This window comes from Roseicyclus persicicus (assembly GCF_012395815.1).
Taxonomy (GTDB): domain Bacteria; phylum Pseudomonadota; class Alphaproteobacteria; order Rhodobacterales; family Rhodobacteraceae; genus Roseicyclus; species Roseicyclus persicicus.
Genome location: NZ_JAAZQQ010000007.1, coordinates 147,063 through 162,346, shown reverse-complemented (window position 1 = coordinate 162,346; position 15,284 = coordinate 147,063). Strand labels below are relative to the sequence as shown.

The following is a 15,284-nucleotide window of genomic DNA, read 5'->3' as shown; positions in this document are numbered from 1 at the left end:
CGCGCCGGAGAGAGAGACAATCGGAAGGGACAATCCGACATGAACGGAGCGGACACCGCATGGATCATCGTCGCCACGGCGCTGGTCCTCTTCATGACCTTGCCGGGGCTGGCGCTGTTCTACGGCGGCCTCGTGCGGGCGCGCAACGTGCTGAGCGTGTTCCTGCACTGCTACGCCATCGCCTGCCTGATGAGCCTGCTGTGGCTGGCCGTGGGCTATTCCATTGCCTTCGGCCCGGGCGAAAGCGGCCTCTGGGGCGGGCTCGACCGCGCCTTCCTCAACGGCGTGACGGCCGACAGCCTGTCGGGGACGCTGCCCGAGGTGCTGTTCTTCGCGTTCCAGATGACCTTTGCCATCATCACGCCCGCACTGATCGTGGGCGCCTACGTGGAGCGGATCGGCTTCGGTTTCGTGCTCCTGTTCTCGGGGCTCTGGATGCTCCTGTGCTACGCGCCGGTGGTGCACTGGATCTGGGGCGGCGGGATGCTGGCCGATGGCGGCATCCTGGGCGAGACGGGCGTGCGCGACTTCGCGGGCGGCATCGTGGTGCATGAAACCGCGGGCCTCGCCGCGCTGGTGATCGCGGTGATGCTGGGCGCGCGCCGGCACATGACCACGCCGCCGCACAACCCGGGCTACGTGATGATCGGGGCGGCGATGCTGTGGGTCGGCTGGTTCGGCTTCAACGGCGGCTCGCAGCTGGCCGCCGACGGGGGCGCGGCGATGGCGCTGACCGTCACGCATATCTCGGCCGCGGCGGCCTCGCTCAGCTGGGGCCTGTGGGAACGGGTCAAGCACGGCAAGGTCAGCATGGTCGGCGTCGTCACCGGCACCATCGCGGGGCTTGCCTCGATCACGCCGGCCTCGGGCTTCGTCGGGCCGGTCGCGGCGCTGATCATCGGCACCGCTGCCGGCATCCTCTGCCAGGAGGCGGTGGGGCTGATGCGCAACAAGCTGCGGATCGACGACACGCTCGACGTGTTTGCCGTGCACGGGGTCGGCGGCATCTTCGGCACGATCATGATCGCGGTCTTCGGCCAGGGCGCCTGGGTGGCGCAGCTGGGCGGGCTGGCCATCGTGGGCGCCTACACGGTGGTGATCACCGTGGTGCTGGTGAAGCTGGTGGGCTGGGTCACGCCGATGCGGGTGGACGAGGAGACCGAGATCGGCGGCCTCGACCTCGCCGTCCACGGCGAGCGGGCCTACGACGTGTCGTCCTGAGGGCGGCCCTCTGCACCCGCGCCCCTCGCGGCGCGGGTGCAGACCTTTTGACAGCCTGCGCCCGCGCCCCTAGGCTTCGCGCCGAAACGGGCCGCCAGGGCTCCGGCAGGCAGGCAGTGTGATGGGCGATCTTCCCGAGTTCTATTTCCGCATCCGCGAGACCGGGGCCGCGGTGTTCCGGGTCTCCACCGACAACCGGCAGCGGCGGATCGAGATGGAGGAGATCGCCGTCGTCAACATCCGCAACGGCAACATCCGCGCCCATGGCGACCGCACGCTGACCGCCGCGGAGCAGGCGGTGATCGAGGCCTGGGCCGACGACCGCCGCGCGGTGCTGGCCGACCGCGACATCGACGACATCCACCGCGCCATCGACCACCTGAACCTGACCACGCACTGGGCGCAGGGCCGGGCCACCGACGCCGAGCTGGAGGAGGTGACCGACCGCCTGCTGCTGGCGATGCACGACCTGCGCACGGTGCTGGTGCGGCGCAAGGCCGACCGGCTGGCGGCGGCGGCCCGCGCCGGCGCCGACGGGGCCGAGGCCCCGTGACGGCCCGGGGGCGGGCAAGCACAGACCGCGCCGCCCGCGCCCGGGCGGCGGCGGGCAAGGAGCCGGGATGGCGACACTGAACAAGGCCGATCTTCTGGCCGCGATGGCGGGCCATGTGCGGGCCAACGGGCTGGCCGGGGCGAGCCTGCGCCCGCTCGCCCGCGCGGCGGCCACCTCGGACCGGATGCTGATCTACCATTTCGGCAGCAAGGACCGGCTGATCGCGGCGCTGCTCGACCGGCTGATCGACGAGATGCTGGGGGCCTTCGCCGCCGCCCTGCCCCCGCAGCGCGCCGAAAGCGAGGCCGACATCGCCGCGGCGGTGATCGACCTGCTGCGGACGCCGACCTTCCGGCCCTACCTGCGGGTCTGGTTCGACATCCTGTCCGCCGCGGGGCGCGATGACGCCACCCACGGGGCGGCGGCGCACCGGCTGCTGCAGGGCCAGGTCCGCATCCTGATGACCCGGCTGCCCGAGGGCCTGCGGCAGCCGCGCACCCGGGCGCGGGAGATGCTGGCGCTGGTGCAGGGGATGCTGGTGCTGGACGCGGTCGGCATGGGCAAGGCCGCCGACCTCGCCCGGGCGCGGTTCTACCCGCGCTGACCGGGGTCGGCGCCGGCGGGGAACAGCGCGTCGAGCACCGCCTCGGCGGCGGCGAAATCGGTCGTGTCGACGAAGGGCAGGCCCAGCTGGGCGCAGGCGTCGCGCTGCCAGCGGCCCTGCGCCATCTCGGCCTCGATCAGCGCCAGCGCCTCGGCGTCGGGCCGGTCGGCGAGGTCGTGCAGCCGGCCATGCAGCGCCACGTCCACGCCCGCCCGGAACGCCGCGAGGCGCGTCGCCGCGCAGGCGTCGGGATAGCCCAGGAACACCGGCGCCACCCCGTGCGCGGCCCGCAGCGCCTGCGCCTCGTCGGGGCGCAGCCACGCCCCCTCGATCACCGCGCTGGCCCGTGCGGCCACCAGGTCGTCGACCAGCCGGCGCGCGATCTCCTCGGCGGCGGCCAGGGCGACGGCGGGGTCGCGGGCGGCCCGCAGGCAGGCGACGTAGTAGCGGTCGATCCGCACCACCGCGCGCCCGAGCCGCGCCCCCAGCCGGGCGGCCGCCACGGATTTCCCCGCCCCGCGCGCCCCGCCGACGTAGATCAGCCGCGGCGCCGTCACGGGGCCCCGGGGCCCGCGTCGGCGGGGGCGAAGCGGCTGACGATCAGGGCGTCCTTGCGGGGGCCGGTGACGGTCCAGGCCTGCTGCCAGACCGGCCAGCCGCCGAGGTCGTAGGTCACGTCGTAGGTGTCGGGGTCGCACCAGTGCCGGTCGGCCGTCCGCCCCGGGCCGAGGCGGTGGAAGGGGCGGCCGTCCTCGAAGAACACGGCCAGCCCGTCGCCGTCGGCGCGCCACAGGTAGACCCGGCTCGCCTGCATGGGCGGCGCGCTGCCGTAGGTCAGAACGCCCACCTCCTCCTGCCTGAGCCCGGGGCCGTCGGGCACCCAGCGGCAGGTGCCGGTCAGCTGCCCCGTCAGCCCCGCGCGGCGATCCTCGATCACCCGCGTCAGCCGCCAGGCCCCCGCCAGGTCCGACAGGCCGATCACGGCGCCGCCCGGGCCACCAGCGCGCCCGTGCTGACATTCCGGTAGCCGTCGATGAAGCGGACGCCGCCCGCGTCGTCGGCCTCGACCCGGTAGCATTCCCAGCGGTCCGCGCCCGACCAGCGCAGGCAGCGCGCGTCGCCCACGAAGCGCCACTCGCCGACGCTGGTCGTCGCCCGCGCCCCCTCGGCCACGCGGGCCAGGAGCCGCCCGTCGGCCTCGTGCCGTTCCCAGGCGATGTCGTCGTAGGCGATGTCGTGGGTGGTCAGGAGGGCGACCGCCTCGTCGCGGTGCACCACGCGCCAGTCGGCCAGCGCGGGCGCCGGCGCCAGCGCCGCCACCACGGCCAGCGCCCGCGTCGATCTGCGGGTCAGCGTCACCTTGTTCCTCCGCTCCATGCCGCCTATGAGAGCGCCAACCGTGGACCGAACGCAAGGCCGAGCCGATGATCCCCCGCTATTCCCGCCCCGAGATGGTCGCCCTCTGGGAGCCCGCCACCAAGTTCCGCATCTGGTTCGAGATCGAGGCGCACGCCTGCGACGCGATGGCCGAGCTGGGCGTGATCCCCAGGGCCAACGCCGACGCCGTGTGGAAGGCGAAGGACGTGGAGTTCGACGTCGCCCGCATCGACGAGATCGAGGCGGTGACCAAGCATGACGTGATCGCGTTCCTGACCCACCTCGCCGAGATCGTCGGCGCGGAGGAGGCCCGCTTCGTCCACCAGGGGATGACCTCGTCGGACGTGCTGGACACCACCTTCAACATCCAGCTGATGCGCGCGGCCGACCTGCTCCTCGCCGATCTCGATCAGCTCCTCGCCGCGCTGAAACGGCGGGCGATGGAGCACAGGATGACGGTGCGGATCGGCCGGTCGCACGGCATCCACGCCGAGCCCGTGACCATGGGTCTGACCTTCGCCCGCTTCTACGCCGAGATGGACCGCAACCGCGCCCGCCTGCAGGCGGCGCGCGCCGAGATCGCCACCGGCGCCATCTCGGGCGCGGTCGGCACCTTCGCCAACATCGACCCGCGGGTCGAGGCGCATGTCTGCGCCCAGCTGGGCCTCAGCCCCGAGCCGATCAGCACGCAGGTGATCCCGCGCGACCGCCACGCGATGTTCTTCGCCACGCTGGGCGTGATCGCATCGTCGATCGAGAACATCGCCATCGAGATCCGCCACATGCAGCGCACCGAGGTGCTGGAGGCCGAGGAGTTCTTTTCCAAGGGCCAGAAGGGCTCGAGCGCGATGCCGCACAAGCGCAACCCGGTGCTGACCGAGAACCTGACGGGGCTGGCGCGCATGGTGCGCTCGGCCGTGGTGCCGGCCTTGGAGAACGTGGCGCTCTGGCACGAGCGCGACATCTCGCATTCCTCGGTCGAGCGGATGATCGGCCCGGACGCCACCATCACCCTCGACTTCGCGCTGGCGCGCCTGACCGGCGTGATCGACAAGCTGGTGATCTACCCCGACACCATGATCGCCAACATGAACAAGTTCCGCGGGCTGGTGCATTCGCAGCGCGTGCTGCTGGCGCTGACCCAGGCGGGTGTCAGCCGCGAGGACGCCTACGCGCTGGTGCAGCGCAACGCGATGAAGGTCTGGGAACAGGGCAAGGACTTCAAGGAAGAGCTGCTGGCCGACCCCGACGTGACCGCAGCGCTGAGCCCGTCCGAGATCGAGGAGAAGTTCGATCTTGGCTATCACACCAAGCATGTCGACACGATCTTCGCCCGGGTTTTCGGCGACGCCTGAGGCGCCTGCCCGCCATTCGACGACAGGACCGTGCGGCGCCGGGGCGCCGCGCGCAACATCATTGCCTTTTGTCGCCCCCGTGCTACCCTTTCCGTTGCAAGTAAGACGACCAGACCGCAGCTGACCGAGGAGACGCGACATGCGTATCAAGACCCTCCTGGCCGCCTTCGTCCTGATGGCCGTGCCGGGCTTCGCCTACGCCGAATGCTCGTGGGGCCGGGCCCACGAGGTGACCATGAGCTGTGCCGAGGGCATGAGCTGGGATGCGACCGCCCAGGCCTGCGTGCCGACCGCGACCAGCTGAGACCACGCCGCCAGACCTGACACCGAAGATCGCGCGCCGGCCCGTCCGACGCGCGATTTTCCTTTTCCGGGCGTCCAATCCCCACGCATTCGCGGAAAATCCGCCGGGCTTTCCCGCCGCCGTAGGCAGAGCCTTAACCGATGCCCCGCCAATCTGCCCCCCGGGTGGTGCTTGGATCGGGAACGGGGTGGGGTCATGGGCCTGCATCAGGAATGGGGCGTGCCGCCCGGCGACGGCGCGCGCGTGGTGGAGCCGCCGGCGCGGCTGACATCGCGGCAGAAGGCCGCCGTGATCGTGCGGCTGCTGTTGTCGCAGGACGTGCGGCCGGGCCTCGACCGGCTGAGCCCGGACCAGCAGGCGGCGCTGGCCCGCGCCATGGCAAGCCTCGGGCCGATCAGCCGGGCGACGCTGGCGCAGGTGGTGCAGGAGTTCACCGCGCGGCTCGACGGGCTCGCGCTGACCGCGCCGAACGGGCTGGCGGCCGCGCTGGCGCTGCTGGAGCCGCACATCTCGCCCATCGCCCGCGACGGGCTGCGCGCCGAGGCCGAGGCGGGCGACCCCGCCGACCCGTGGACGCGCCTTGCCGCCATGGCGCCCGACCGGCTGCGCCCCCTCCTGTTGACGGAAAGCGCCGAGGTGGCGGCGATCCTCCTGTCCAAGCTGGGCGTCGCCAAGGCCGCGGCGCTGCTGTCCGACCTGCCCGAGGACCGGGCGCAGGTGATCGCCCACGCGGTGTCGCTGACCGCCACGGTGACGCCCGCCATGGTCGAGCGCATCGGCGCGCAGCTGGTGCAGCAGATGCAGGCCGACCCCGAACCCGCCTTCCGCAAGAGCCCGGTGGACCGGGTCGGCGCGATCCTGAACTCGGTCGGCGCGGGGCTGCGCGAGGCGCTGCTCGGCGGGCTCGAGGCGCGCGACGCGGGCTTTGCCGGCGAGGTGCGGCGCGCGATCTTCACCTTCCAGCACATCCCGAAACGGGTGGAGCCGGCGGATGTGCCGCGCATCCTGCGCCGGGTCGAACCCGAGACCGTCACCCGCGCCATCGCCGCGGGGATGCAGGCCGCGCCGCTGACGGTGGAGTTCCTGCTGGCCAACATGTCGAAACGGCTGGCCGACCAGATCCGGGACGAGGCCGAGGCCATGACCCGCCTGCGCCCCGAGGAGGGCGAGGCGGCGATGGCCGAGGTCGTCACCGCGATCCGGGCGCTGGAGGAGGAGCGCGAGATCCGCCTGATCCCGCCCGAGGACTGAGGCGGGCTCAAGCCGTCGCCGCCGCCCCGCCCTTGCCGTAAAGCGCCTCGGCCCGGGCCTCGAAGGCGCGCACGATGCGCTGCATCGCCTCGTGGAAGAACAGCCCCGCCGCGCCCTGCAAGAGCTTGTTGCGGAACTCGAAATCGACCGCGAAGCGCACCTCGCAGCCGTTCGGCGCGGGCGCGAATTCCCAGTTGGAAATCATGTGCTTGAACGGCCCGTCCACGTATTCCGTGTCGATCTTGCGGGCCTCTTCCCACAGCGTCACGCGGCTGAGGAAGCGTTCTCGGAACATCTTGAACCCGATCACCAGGTCCGCGAGCATCACCGCGTGGTCGTCCTCGGGCGTGACCGACCGAACGCGGCTTGCGCTGATCCACGGGATGAACTGCGGGTAGCGCGCCACGTCGGCCACCAGCGCATACATCTGCTCGGGGCTGTAGGGCAGCCTTCTGGTCTCGGAATGGGTCGGCATGTCCGCCTTTCGTCTTTCGCCTGCGACGACCATGTCATAAAACGGGGCCAAGATTTCAAGGGTTTCGGGCCCGAGCGGCCGGGGGGCATTATGGCGCAGTCGCAGGCGACACCGGGCTACGAGGTCGTGCAGATGATCTCGGCCAAGGCCATCGCCGCCCGGATCGAGGGGCTGGCGCGCGAGATCGAGGCGGCCTTCGCCGGCACCGACAAGCTGGTGGTCGTGGGCCTGCTGCGCGGGAGTTTCGTGTTCATCGCCGACCTCGTGCGCGAGATCGACCTGCCGGTGGAGGTCGATTTCCTGGAGGCGTCGAGCTACGGCAACGCGATGCAGAGCTCGCGCGAGGTGCGCATCCTCAAGGACCTGCGCGGCGAGATCGCGGGCCGCGACGTGTTGGTGGTGGAGGACATCGTCGACACCGGCCACACCCTGCACCACGTCGTCAACCTGTTGAAATCCAAGGGGCCGGCGCGGCTCAAGACCATCGCGCTCCTCGACAAGCCGACGCGGCGCGAGGTCGACATCCGCGCCGACTGGACCGGCTTCGAGATCCCCGACGAATTCGTCGTGGGCTATGGCATCGACTACGCGCAGCGCAACCGCAACCTGCCCTACATCGGCAAGGTGCGGATGCTGCCCGGGGCGGCGGGCTGATGCCGCCCTTCCTGATGCGGATGTACCTGTGGCTGCGCCACCCGCCGTCGCGCAACCAGCAGATCGCCATCGCGGTGGTCTGCGGCATCGGCATCGCCTTCGCGGCGATCGAATGGCTGGTGGGCTGGCCCGAGTGGCTGACGCCCGAGCGGGTGCCGCGCGGGCCGCGCCTGTCGGCGCCCTGACGGGGGCCCCCCGCCGCGCACCATCCCCCTGCGGCGGCTCACAGAAGCTTCAGTTGACGCAAGGGCGGCAGTCTCTAGCCTGAGGGGTGAGCGACCGTCTTCACCCATTGCCAGGGAGTTCCCCACGCCATGACGTTCCGCAAGCCCCTCCTCAGCCTCGCCGCCCTTGCCGTCCTCGGCGCCGGCGCCCCCGTCCTCGCCCAGGACCTGCCCGCCGCGGTGCAGGCGCGCCAGGGCCAGTTCCAGATCATGGCGCTGAACGTCGGCGTGCTGGGCAACATGGCCCGCGGCAACACCGCATACGACGCCGCCACCGCGCAGATCGCGGCCAACAACCTGGTGGCGATGTCGACCATCGACCAGAGCTTCCACTGGCCCGAGGGCACCGACAACTTCGCGCTCGACGGCACCCGCGCCCTGCCCGCGATCTGGGAGAACCTCCCCGACGTGGTGTCCAAGTGGCAGGCCTTCGGCGCCGCGGCGCAGGGGCTGGCCGCCGTCGCGGGCGAAGGGCTCGACCCGATGCGCGCCGCGCTGGGCCCGGTCGGCGCGTCCTGCGGCGCCTGCCACGACGCCTACCGCGCCGCGGAATGAGGTGATCCGGGCCGGGGCCCCTGCCCCGGCCCGGTGCCGCCATGCGCCGGTTTCTTGTCTCCCTCGCCGTGATCGGGCTGGCCGGGTTCGCCGGGGCCTGGGCCCTGACGCGGCCCGCGACCGTGCCCGAGGCCGCGCTGGCCGGCCTCAGCGGCGACCCGGTGGCGGGCGAGGCGGTGTTCTGGGCCGCCGGCTGCGCCTCGTGCCATGCCGCCGAGGGCGCGACGGGCGACGCGCGGCTGGTCCTGTCAGGCGGCCAGCGGTTTCCGTCCGACTTCGGCACCTTCGTCGCGCCGAACGTGTCGACGGACCCCGAGCACGGCATCGGCGGCTGGACCTTTGCCCAGTTCGTGACCGCCCTGCAGGAGGGCACCAGCCCCGAGGGGCGGCACTACTACCCCGCCTTCCCCTACACCGCCTATCGCCTCGCCACGCGGCAGGACCTGGCCGATCTCTGGGCGTTCTGGCAGACCCTGCCGGCCTCGGACGCGGAAAGCCAGCCGCACGAGGTGGGGTTCCCGTTTTCCATCCGGCGCGCGGTGGGGGTGTGGAACCTGTTGAACCTGCGGGACGATTTCGCGGTAACGGGCGAGCTGACCGAACAGCAGGCCCGCGGCCGCTACCTCGCCGAGGCGCTCGCCCATTGCGCCGAGTGCCACACGCCCCGCGACGCGCTGGGGGGCCTAGACCGGACGCGCTGGATGGCGGGCGCGCCCGACCCCTCGGGCCGCGGCACGGTCCCGGCCCTGACGCCCGACCGGCTGCGCTGGTCCGAGGCCGAGATCGCGGCCTACCTGAACGACGGCTTCACCCCCGATTTCGACAGCGCGGGCGGGCACATGGTGTCGGTGATCCGCAACATGGCGATGCTGCCCGAGGCCGACCGGCTGGCCATCGCCGCCTATCTCAAGGCGCTGCCGGTGCCGCAGCCCTGATCGCCGCCGCCCGCGCCGCCACATCGGGCAGGCGCGCGGGGTCGAGCTGCCGGCGGAACGCGGCGCAGATCTCCTCGGTCGCGGCGGCCTGGTCCGGGGCGCCCGCGGCCAGCAGCCCGTCGCGGTGAACCTCGCAGCGGGCCACCACCTCGACCGCGTCGGCGGGCTCCGATCCCGCCACCGGGCCCATCAGCATCATCACCAGCTCGATCCCCGCCGCGTCCAGCCCCTCGATCCCCAGCTCGGCCAGCCGCGCGCGCACGACCGCCGGGTCGGCCCGACCCGCGTCGCCCAGGGCGTCGATACTGGCCCGCATCATCAGGGCCGAGGGGTTCCCTGGGTCGCGGGCCAGCACCGCGTCGACAAGCGCCCGGGCGGCGACCGGGTCGGCCGCCACGCCGTCCCCGGCGAGGAGCGCGCCGGCCATCAGCACCTGCCCGTCCGGGTCGCCGGCCTCGGCCATCATCCCGTACATGCGAAACGCCCCCTCGGGGTCGCGCGGCAGGCCGTCGGCACCGTTGCTGAGCAGGGCCGCGGCGTTCTGCATCGCCAGCAGGTTCCCGCCCGCCGCCGCGACCTCGAAATCGGCCAGCGCCGCCGCCGGGTCGACCGGCACGCCAGCGCCATGCAGCGCGGTCAGCCCGCGGGCGAGGCGCAGGAACGGGTCATCGGGATGCGCGGCCAGCCCCGGCGCCAGCGCCGCGTGCAGGGGGCCGAAATCGCCGGTCCGGCTGCCCATCGTCAGCCGGTGGTTGACCAGCAGCCGGTGGGTGACCGGGTCGGCGGGGTCGAGGGCCAGGGCGCGGGCGAACTGCGCCTCGGCGGCGGCGGGGTCGGCGGGCAGGCCGGGCCGCCCCTCGGAATGGATGCGCCCCAGCGCCGAGGCGCCGGCCGGGTGGCCGGCCGCGGCCCCCGCCTCAAGGATCGCCATGCCCCGCGCAAGGTCGAAGACGGGGCTTTCGGGCACGGTCATCAGGATGCCGAGCCAGACCCGCGCCGACAGGTTGCCGGCCTCGGCCTCCTGCCGGAACACCCGCTCGGCGGTGTCGAAATCGCCGGACTCGATCGCCACCAGACCGGTCTCGATGCGGGCCAGCTCGGCGGCGAAGGGGTCGGCCCCGGCTGTCACCGGCGACAGGGCAAGGACAAGGGCGACAAGGGCGGCACGCAGGGACAAGGGCGGCAGGCTCCGGGCGGACGATGCGCCGCCAGCCTTGCGCGCCGCCCCCTGCCCCCGCAACCCCCCGGTTCGGGGGGCCGGTCAGTCGGCAGCGGCCAGCGCCTCGCCCGCCGCGCGGGTCTCGGGCGACATCGTGGCGTCCAGGTGGGCGCAGGCCTCGGGCGTCTGGTCCAGCACGCCCTCGGGGTCCTCGGCGATGTAGGCCGCGTGGCGCAGGCACAGCCCCCAGGCGCGGGCGGGATCGGGCGCCGCGACCGTGAAGTCCGGGTGCGGCGCCAGGAGCACGATAAGCTCCAGATCGCCGTAGATGTCCCCAAGCGCCGAGGCCTGTTCCAGAAGCGCCTGCGCGCGGGGGTGATCCACCGCCGCCCCCTCGCCCCGCATCAGCATGTAGCCCAGCGAATAGGCCGCGAAGGCGTCGGTCGGGTCGGCGGCAAGCGCCGCGGCGAACCCGGCGGCCGCGGACGGGTGATCGACCGGCCCGCCCTCGCCGAAATAGTCCATGTCGGCCAGCGTCGAGAGGGCGCCAGCCTCGCCCCGGGCGGCGGCGTCCCGCAGGTAGGCGCGGGCGCGGACGTGATCCTGCGCGACGGGCGCGTCGCCGAAGCGGTACATCTCGGCCAGCCGCAACAGGGCATAGCCGTGGCCCGCGGCGGCGGCGGCCTCGTAGTCGGCCAGCGCCGCGGCGCGGTCCTCGGGCTGCGCGAGGCCGAAGAAGGCGGCATCGCCCCGGATCGACAGGAGGCCCGGGTGCCCCGGGTTCAGCGCAAGGCCCGTGGGCAGGATCGCCTGCAGGGCGGCGAAATCCTCGGTCGTCTCCTCGCGGGCATAGAGCGCGGCAAGGGCGGGATAGGCCGGGGCGTAGGACGGGTCGCGGGCGATCACCCCGGCCAGGACCGCGACGGCGGCGGCCGGGTCGGCGGGGCGGCCCAGCCGGCCCTCGTGGAGCGCCCGCGCCAGCTCGAACCCGGCATCGGGATAGCCCGCCGACAGCGCGGCCCGCAGCGCGGCCTCGCCCGCGGCGGGGTCATGGGCGGGGCCGGCGGGGTCGAGCCGGACCAGGCCCAGGATATGCAGCGCGACGGGGTTGCCGGCGGCGGCGGCGGGTTCGGCCAGCCGGAGGGCGCCGGCCAGATCGACGGCCTCGTAGGCGGCGACGGCCTCGGCCACGGCGGCGCGCTCGGTCGCGAAGTCATCGGCCAGGAGCGCGGACGGCGCGGCGGACACAAGCAGGGCCGCGGCCATCAGGGCCGCGGCGGCACGAAGCGGGAATCGGGGCATGTCGGCACCTAGGGTGAAGGAGATGCCGCCACCCTACCCCAGCCCGCGGGCGCCGCGATACGGTGGCTTTCCCGCCCCCTCAGGCGCGCCCGAGCTTTTTCAGCCGTGCGTCCCGAAGCCGGGCGAAATCGTCGCCCGCGTGGTAGGAGGACCGCGTCAGGGGCGTGGCCGAGACCATCAGGAAACCCTTGCCATAGGCCGCCTTTTCATAGGCCGCGAATTCGTCGGGGTGGACGAAGCGGTCGATGGCGTGGTGCTTGGGCGTGGGCTGCAGATACTGGCCGATGGTCAGGAAATCGACGTCGGCCGCGCGCATGTCGTCCATGACCTGCAGGACCGACTGCCGGTCCTCGCCGAGGCCGACCATGATGCCCGACTTGGTGAACATGGCCGGGTCGAGCTCCTTCACCCGCTGCAGGAGCCGCAGCGAGTGGAAGTAGCGCGCGCCGGGGCGCACCTCGGGGTAGAGGCCGGGCACGGTCTCGAGGTTGTGGTTGAACACGTCCGGTTTCGCCGCGACGACGGTCTCCAGCGCCTCGGGCCCGCATTTCAGGAAGTCGGGTGTCAGGATCTCGATGGTGGTGTCGGGCGCGCGCTTGCGGATGGCGCGGATGGTCATGGCGAAATGCTCCGCCCCGCCGTCCTCGAGGTCGTCACGGTCGACGCTGGTGACGACGACGTGGTTGAGGCCCAGTTTCGCCACCGCGTCGGCCACGCGCCCCGGCTCGAACAGGTCGAGCGCCTGCGGGCGGCCGGTCGCCACGTTGCAGAAGGTGCAGCCGCGGGTGCAGATCTCGCCCATGATCATCATGGTGGCGTGGCCCTGGCTCCAGCATTCGCCGGCGTTGGGGCAGCCCGCCTCCTCGCAGACCGTGACGAGCTTGTGCTCGCGCATGATGCGGTGGGTTTCCTGGTATCCCTTGCCGACGGGCGCCTTGACGCGGATCCAGCTGGGTTTCTTCGGCTGGGCGTTGTCGGGGCGGTGCGCCTTCTCGGGGTGGCGCTGGTCGGGGATCTTCAGATCGCGCATGGGTGGGCCTCGCTCCTCCTGTCGGGGGATATGTAGCGCATCCTGCCCTGCCCTGCATGGAACATTTCGGCACAGCCGGGTTGCGGGGCGTGCAAGTGTCAGTAGTGGAACCGCAATTGCGCGATCTCGAGGCGCTGGTCCGCACCGCTGCCGGCGACGCGGTAGACCATGCGGTCCTCGCGGGTGATCCGGCGCGACCACCAGCCGCTGAGGTCGCCCTTGAGCGGTTCGGGCTTGCCGGTTCCGGCAAAGGGCGTGCGCATGGACTGGCGGATCAGGTCGTTGACGCGCGCGAGCGTGCGGGGATCGGTCGCCACCCAGTGCTGGTAATCCTCCCAGGCGGCGGAGGCAAAGACGATCTTCACGGGGTCAGGTCATGCTCCGTGCCCTGCCCTGCGTCCAGTTCCGCCACCGCGTCGCGGAGCCGGCCTGCGTTGTTCGGCGTGGACAGGAGATGCAGCGTTTCGGTGATCGCGCTCCAGGATTCGAGCGACACCACGACCACCGCCTCGCCGTTGCGGCGGGTCACGACGATCTCCTCGCGGTCGTCGATGGCACGGTCCATCACGCGCTTGAGCTGCGCGCGGGCGTCGGAATAGGTCATCACGTCCATGGGAGCCTCGGGATCGCGGGTTTACCGACAGGATATGTACAGAGACCCGTACAATACAAGGGCTCACTCCCGGATCGCCGGGACGAAGCCGTGGCGGTCCTCGTAGTGCCGCAGCAGGCGCTGCAGCCCGATCTTCAGCACCACCTTGCCCGAACGGGCCGACCAGCCCAGCCGCTTCTCGGCCGACTCCAGCCCTTCGAGGAAACAGCACACCCGGAGCACCACGTCGGCGAGGCCCGGCCCGAGGTGGTCGAGCGCGTCCGACACCCGCTGGCGCGCGGCGCGCGGCCCCTCGGCAAGACCGCTGTCGTTCAGAAATCCGCCGCGATCGGCGCCGCCGGTGAGGAAACGGTCCCAGTTCTGGCCGACGCGGGGGCCCATCTGGGCGCGCTCGAAATCCTCGCGCAGGCGCTCGCCGGCCTGGATCAGGTCGGGGGTCAGGAACGGCCGGCCGTCCGGCCCGGCGCGGCGGCCCAGCACGGCGAGCGGCGATTCCGCGAGGTTCACCCGCAGCTTGCGCGGCCGCGCGCCCGGTTCGGCCACCTGCGCCATGCCCCAGACCGCGTGCTGGGCCTGGAACGGCGTCGCGGCTTCGGCAAAGCCGAGCGCCGATTGCCGGCGGCGGCGGTCCTCGTCGATCAGCCGCTTCAGCGCCGCCTTGCCGGCCGCGGTGATGGTGTAGCGCGCGATCCGGCCGGCCCGCAGGCAGGAGATCCAGTCCTTCACCGCGAAGGCCTGCGCGATGCGGCGTTCCACCACCGCGGTGCGGGTCTGCTCGCCGCCCGGCCCCGGGCGCAGCACCACCGCCTTGTCGAGGTCCTGCGCGACGGCCAGCACGGCGTCGGTCTCGCACAGCCGGCGCAGGATGCGGCGGGCCTCGCGGTCGATCGTGCTGTCATCGCCGAGCGGGGACCGGAACGGGGCTGTCATGGGCAGGGGCTCCTCTTCGGGGGACGGGCAAGGGGGGAGGACGGCGGCGCGGCCGAGCAGGGCCAGCGCCTCGTCGAACAGCGGGTCGTCGCGGCGCGCCTCGACGCGGCGCACGCGGCGGCTGACCGTCGAGGCCGGGTCGCCGTCGGCGCGCGCGATCTGGCGCAGCGAGCGGCCGGCCGCGGTATGGGCGAGATACTGCCGCGCCGGGGCCGGCAGCCAGCCGGGCAGGCTGGTCGCCGCAAGGCCGGCGTCAGGCATGGATCGGCCGGTCTCGGCCGAGGCCGAAGTCATGGTCCCACCTCCCTCGCACGTGGTCAACGGCAGCAGGTTTTCGCCGAATTGATTACTGATTGGTTAAAATCTGTGGATAATCCACAATTTGTTTCCAGAACGTAAACGGATAGACGGGCAGCGCGCGGTGGATAAGCCTGTGCGCAACACCCCCTCGGGCCGCCCCAGCATGGGCCGCGGATGACATCTTGCCGGAGGGTTCCCGATGACCGATCTCACCGCCGCGCTGTCGCGGATGCGCCGCCCGGGGCTGCTGCTGAGGGCCGCGCGCATGGCCGCGCTGACCGGCGACGCGCACCGCCGCGCCGCCCGCCGCCCGGTGCAGGCGCTGCTGGCCGAGGAGGAAAAGCTGAACGCCGCACGCCTCGGGGGCGGCCTGGGCTATTCGCCCACCCGCCACGTCGAGGTGATGAGCGCGATCCTGTGCGCCGCGCGGTCGGTCAGCTGA

Annotated in this window: 21 protein-coding genes; 11 read left to right on the top strand and 10 right to left on the bottom strand. The window is 72.6% G+C overall.

The genetic code is table 11. The features are described 5' to 3' along the window. Nucleotides 1-39 precede the first annotated feature (39 nt). From HCU73_RS17710 to HCU73_RS17700, 3 genes are all read left to right on the top strand, one after another. On the top strand, nt 40-1,221 hold the full coding sequence (locus HCU73_RS17710; RefSeq protein ID WP_168624819.1) for an ammonium transporter: 1,182 nt from the start codon (nt 40-42) through the stop codon (nt 1,219-1,221). Between the two features lie 121 nt (nt 1,222-1,342). Beyond that, nucleotides 1,343-1,774, top strand: coding sequence for a hypothetical protein (locus HCU73_RS17705; protein ID WP_210730696.1), 432 nt, complete (start codon nt 1,343-1,345; stop codon nt 1,772-1,774). 67 nt (nt 1,775-1,841) lie between these two features. Continuing rightward, complete coding sequence (locus tag HCU73_RS17700; protein WP_168624817.1) at nt 1,842-2,378, top strand: TetR/AcrR family transcriptional regulator; 537 nt, start codon at nt 1,842-1,844, stop codon at nt 2,376-2,378. On the opposite strand, the gene HCU73_RS17695 is transcribed toward HCU73_RS17700, so the two are convergent. Genes HCU73_RS17695 through HCU73_RS17685 form a run of 3 tightly spaced genes read right to left on the bottom strand, consistent with a single transcriptional unit; the run spans nt 2,366 to nt 3,737 of the window. Next, nucleotides 2,366-2,935: an AAA family ATPase gene (locus HCU73_RS17695; protein ID WP_168624816.1), complete on the bottom strand. Its 570-nt coding sequence runs from the start codon at nt 2,933-2,935 to the stop codon at nt 2,366-2,368. The two genes, HCU73_RS17700 and HCU73_RS17695, sit on opposite strands and share 13 nt — an antisense overlap. Next, entirely contained in the window at nt 2,932-3,360 is a 429-nt protein-coding gene (locus HCU73_RS17690; RefSeq protein WP_168624815.1) for a DUF6314 family protein, read from the bottom strand. Before HCU73_RS17690 ends, HCU73_RS17695 begins: the two co-directional genes overlap by 4 nt. Continuing rightward, nucleotides 3,357-3,737, bottom strand: coding sequence for a hypothetical protein (locus HCU73_RS17685; protein WP_168624814.1), 381 nt, complete (start codon nt 3,735-3,737; stop codon nt 3,357-3,359). Before HCU73_RS17685 ends, HCU73_RS17690 begins: the two co-directional genes overlap by 4 nt. Nucleotides 3,738-3,802: 65 nt before the next feature. On the opposite strand from HCU73_RS17685, the gene purB reads away from it, so the two are divergent. From purB to HCU73_RS17670, 3 genes are all read left to right on the top strand, one after another. Next, nucleotides 3,803-5,110 (top strand): adenylosuccinate lyase, encoded by a 1,308-nt coding sequence (gene purB / locus HCU73_RS17680; RefSeq protein ID WP_168624813.1) that lies wholly within the window; start codon nt 3,803-3,805, stop codon nt 5,108-5,110. Nucleotides 5,111-5,249: 139 nt separating this feature from the next. Then, on the top strand, nt 5,250-5,414 hold the full coding sequence (locus tag HCU73_RS17675) for a carbohydrate-binding module family 14 protein (protein ID WP_168624812.1): 165 nt from the start codon (nt 5,250-5,252) through the stop codon (nt 5,412-5,414). A 195-nt stretch (nt 5,415-5,609) separates the two neighbouring features. Beyond that, the gene (locus tag HCU73_RS17670) at nt 5,610-6,665 is read left to right on the top strand and encodes a FliG C-terminal domain-containing protein (protein WP_168624811.1); all 1,056 of its coding nucleotides are present in this window, start codon (nt 5,610-5,612) and stop codon (nt 6,663-6,665) included. 7 nt (nt 6,666-6,672) lie between these two features. On the opposite strand, the gene HCU73_RS17665 is transcribed toward HCU73_RS17670, so the two are convergent. Next, complete coding sequence (locus tag HCU73_RS17665; protein ID WP_168624810.1) at nt 6,673-7,140, bottom strand: type II toxin-antitoxin system RatA family toxin; 468 nt, start codon at nt 7,138-7,140, stop codon at nt 6,673-6,675. Nucleotides 7,141-7,230: 90 nt separating this feature from the next. On the opposite strand from HCU73_RS17665, the gene hpt reads away from it, so the two are divergent. The 4 genes from hpt to HCU73_RS17645 all read left to right on the top strand — a co-directional run bounded on the left by hpt (nt 7,231) and on the right by HCU73_RS17645 (nt 9,508). Further along, nucleotides 7,231-7,794, top strand: coding sequence for a hypoxanthine phosphoribosyltransferase (hpt, locus tag HCU73_RS17660; RefSeq protein WP_168624809.1), 564 nt, complete (start codon nt 7,231-7,233; stop codon nt 7,792-7,794). Next, on the top strand, nt 7,794-7,979 hold the full coding sequence (locus HCU73_RS17655) for a hypothetical protein (RefSeq protein ID WP_168624808.1): 186 nt from the start codon (nt 7,794-7,796) through the stop codon (nt 7,977-7,979). Before hpt ends, HCU73_RS17655 begins: the two co-directional genes overlap by 1 nt. A gap of 129 nt (nt 7,980-8,108) precedes the next feature. Beyond that, complete coding sequence (locus tag HCU73_RS17650) at nt 8,109-8,573, top strand: c-type cytochrome (protein WP_168624807.1); 465 nt, start codon at nt 8,109-8,111, stop codon at nt 8,571-8,573. A gap of 41 nt (nt 8,574-8,614) precedes the next feature. Continuing rightward, a complete protein-coding gene (locus tag HCU73_RS17645; protein WP_168624806.1) occupies nt 8,615-9,508 on the top strand; it encodes a cytochrome c in 894 nt (297 codons plus the stop codon). On the opposite strand, the gene HCU73_RS17640 is transcribed toward HCU73_RS17645, so the two are convergent. The 6 genes from HCU73_RS17640 to HCU73_RS17615 all read right to left on the bottom strand — a co-directional run bounded on the left by HCU73_RS17640 (nt 9,480) and on the right by HCU73_RS17615 (nt 14,803). Continuing rightward, a complete protein-coding gene (locus HCU73_RS17640) occupies nt 9,480-10,685 on the bottom strand; it encodes a tetratricopeptide repeat protein (protein WP_168624805.1) in 1,206 nt (401 codons plus the stop codon). The genes HCU73_RS17645 and HCU73_RS17640 overlap by 29 nt on opposite strands. A gap of 84 nt (nt 10,686-10,769) precedes the next feature. Then, nucleotides 10,770-11,969 carry a tetratricopeptide repeat protein gene (locus HCU73_RS17635; protein WP_210730695.1) on the bottom strand — a complete coding sequence of 400 codons (1,200 nt, stop codon included), beginning with the start codon at nt 11,967-11,969 and terminating at the stop codon, nt 10,770-10,772. Between the two features lie 79 nt (nt 11,970-12,048). Further along, a complete protein-coding gene (gene lipA, locus HCU73_RS17630) occupies nt 12,049-12,999 on the bottom strand; it encodes a lipoyl synthase (RefSeq protein ID WP_168624803.1) in 951 nt (316 codons plus the stop codon). A 98-nt stretch (nt 13,000-13,097) separates the two neighbouring features. Further along, a complete protein-coding gene (locus tag HCU73_RS17625) occupies nt 13,098-13,364 on the bottom strand; it encodes a Txe/YoeB family addiction module toxin (RefSeq protein WP_168624802.1) in 267 nt (88 codons plus the stop codon). Continuing rightward, nucleotides 13,361-13,612, bottom strand: coding sequence for a type II toxin-antitoxin system Phd/YefM family antitoxin (locus tag HCU73_RS17620; protein WP_168624801.1), 252 nt, complete (start codon nt 13,610-13,612; stop codon nt 13,361-13,363). The genes HCU73_RS17625 and HCU73_RS17620 overlap by 4 nt, the downstream gene beginning before the upstream one ends. A gap of 63 nt (nt 13,613-13,675) precedes the next feature. Continuing rightward, complete coding sequence (locus tag HCU73_RS17615) at nt 13,676-14,803, bottom strand: DUF6456 domain-containing protein (RefSeq protein WP_168624800.1); 1,128 nt, start codon at nt 14,801-14,803, stop codon at nt 13,676-13,678. A 238-nt stretch (nt 14,804-15,041) separates the two neighbouring features. On the opposite strand from HCU73_RS17615, the gene HCU73_RS17610 reads away from it, so the two are divergent. Further along, complete coding sequence (locus HCU73_RS17610) at nt 15,042-15,284, top strand: DUF6477 family protein (RefSeq protein ID WP_168624799.1); 243 nt, start codon at nt 15,042-15,044, stop codon at nt 15,282-15,284.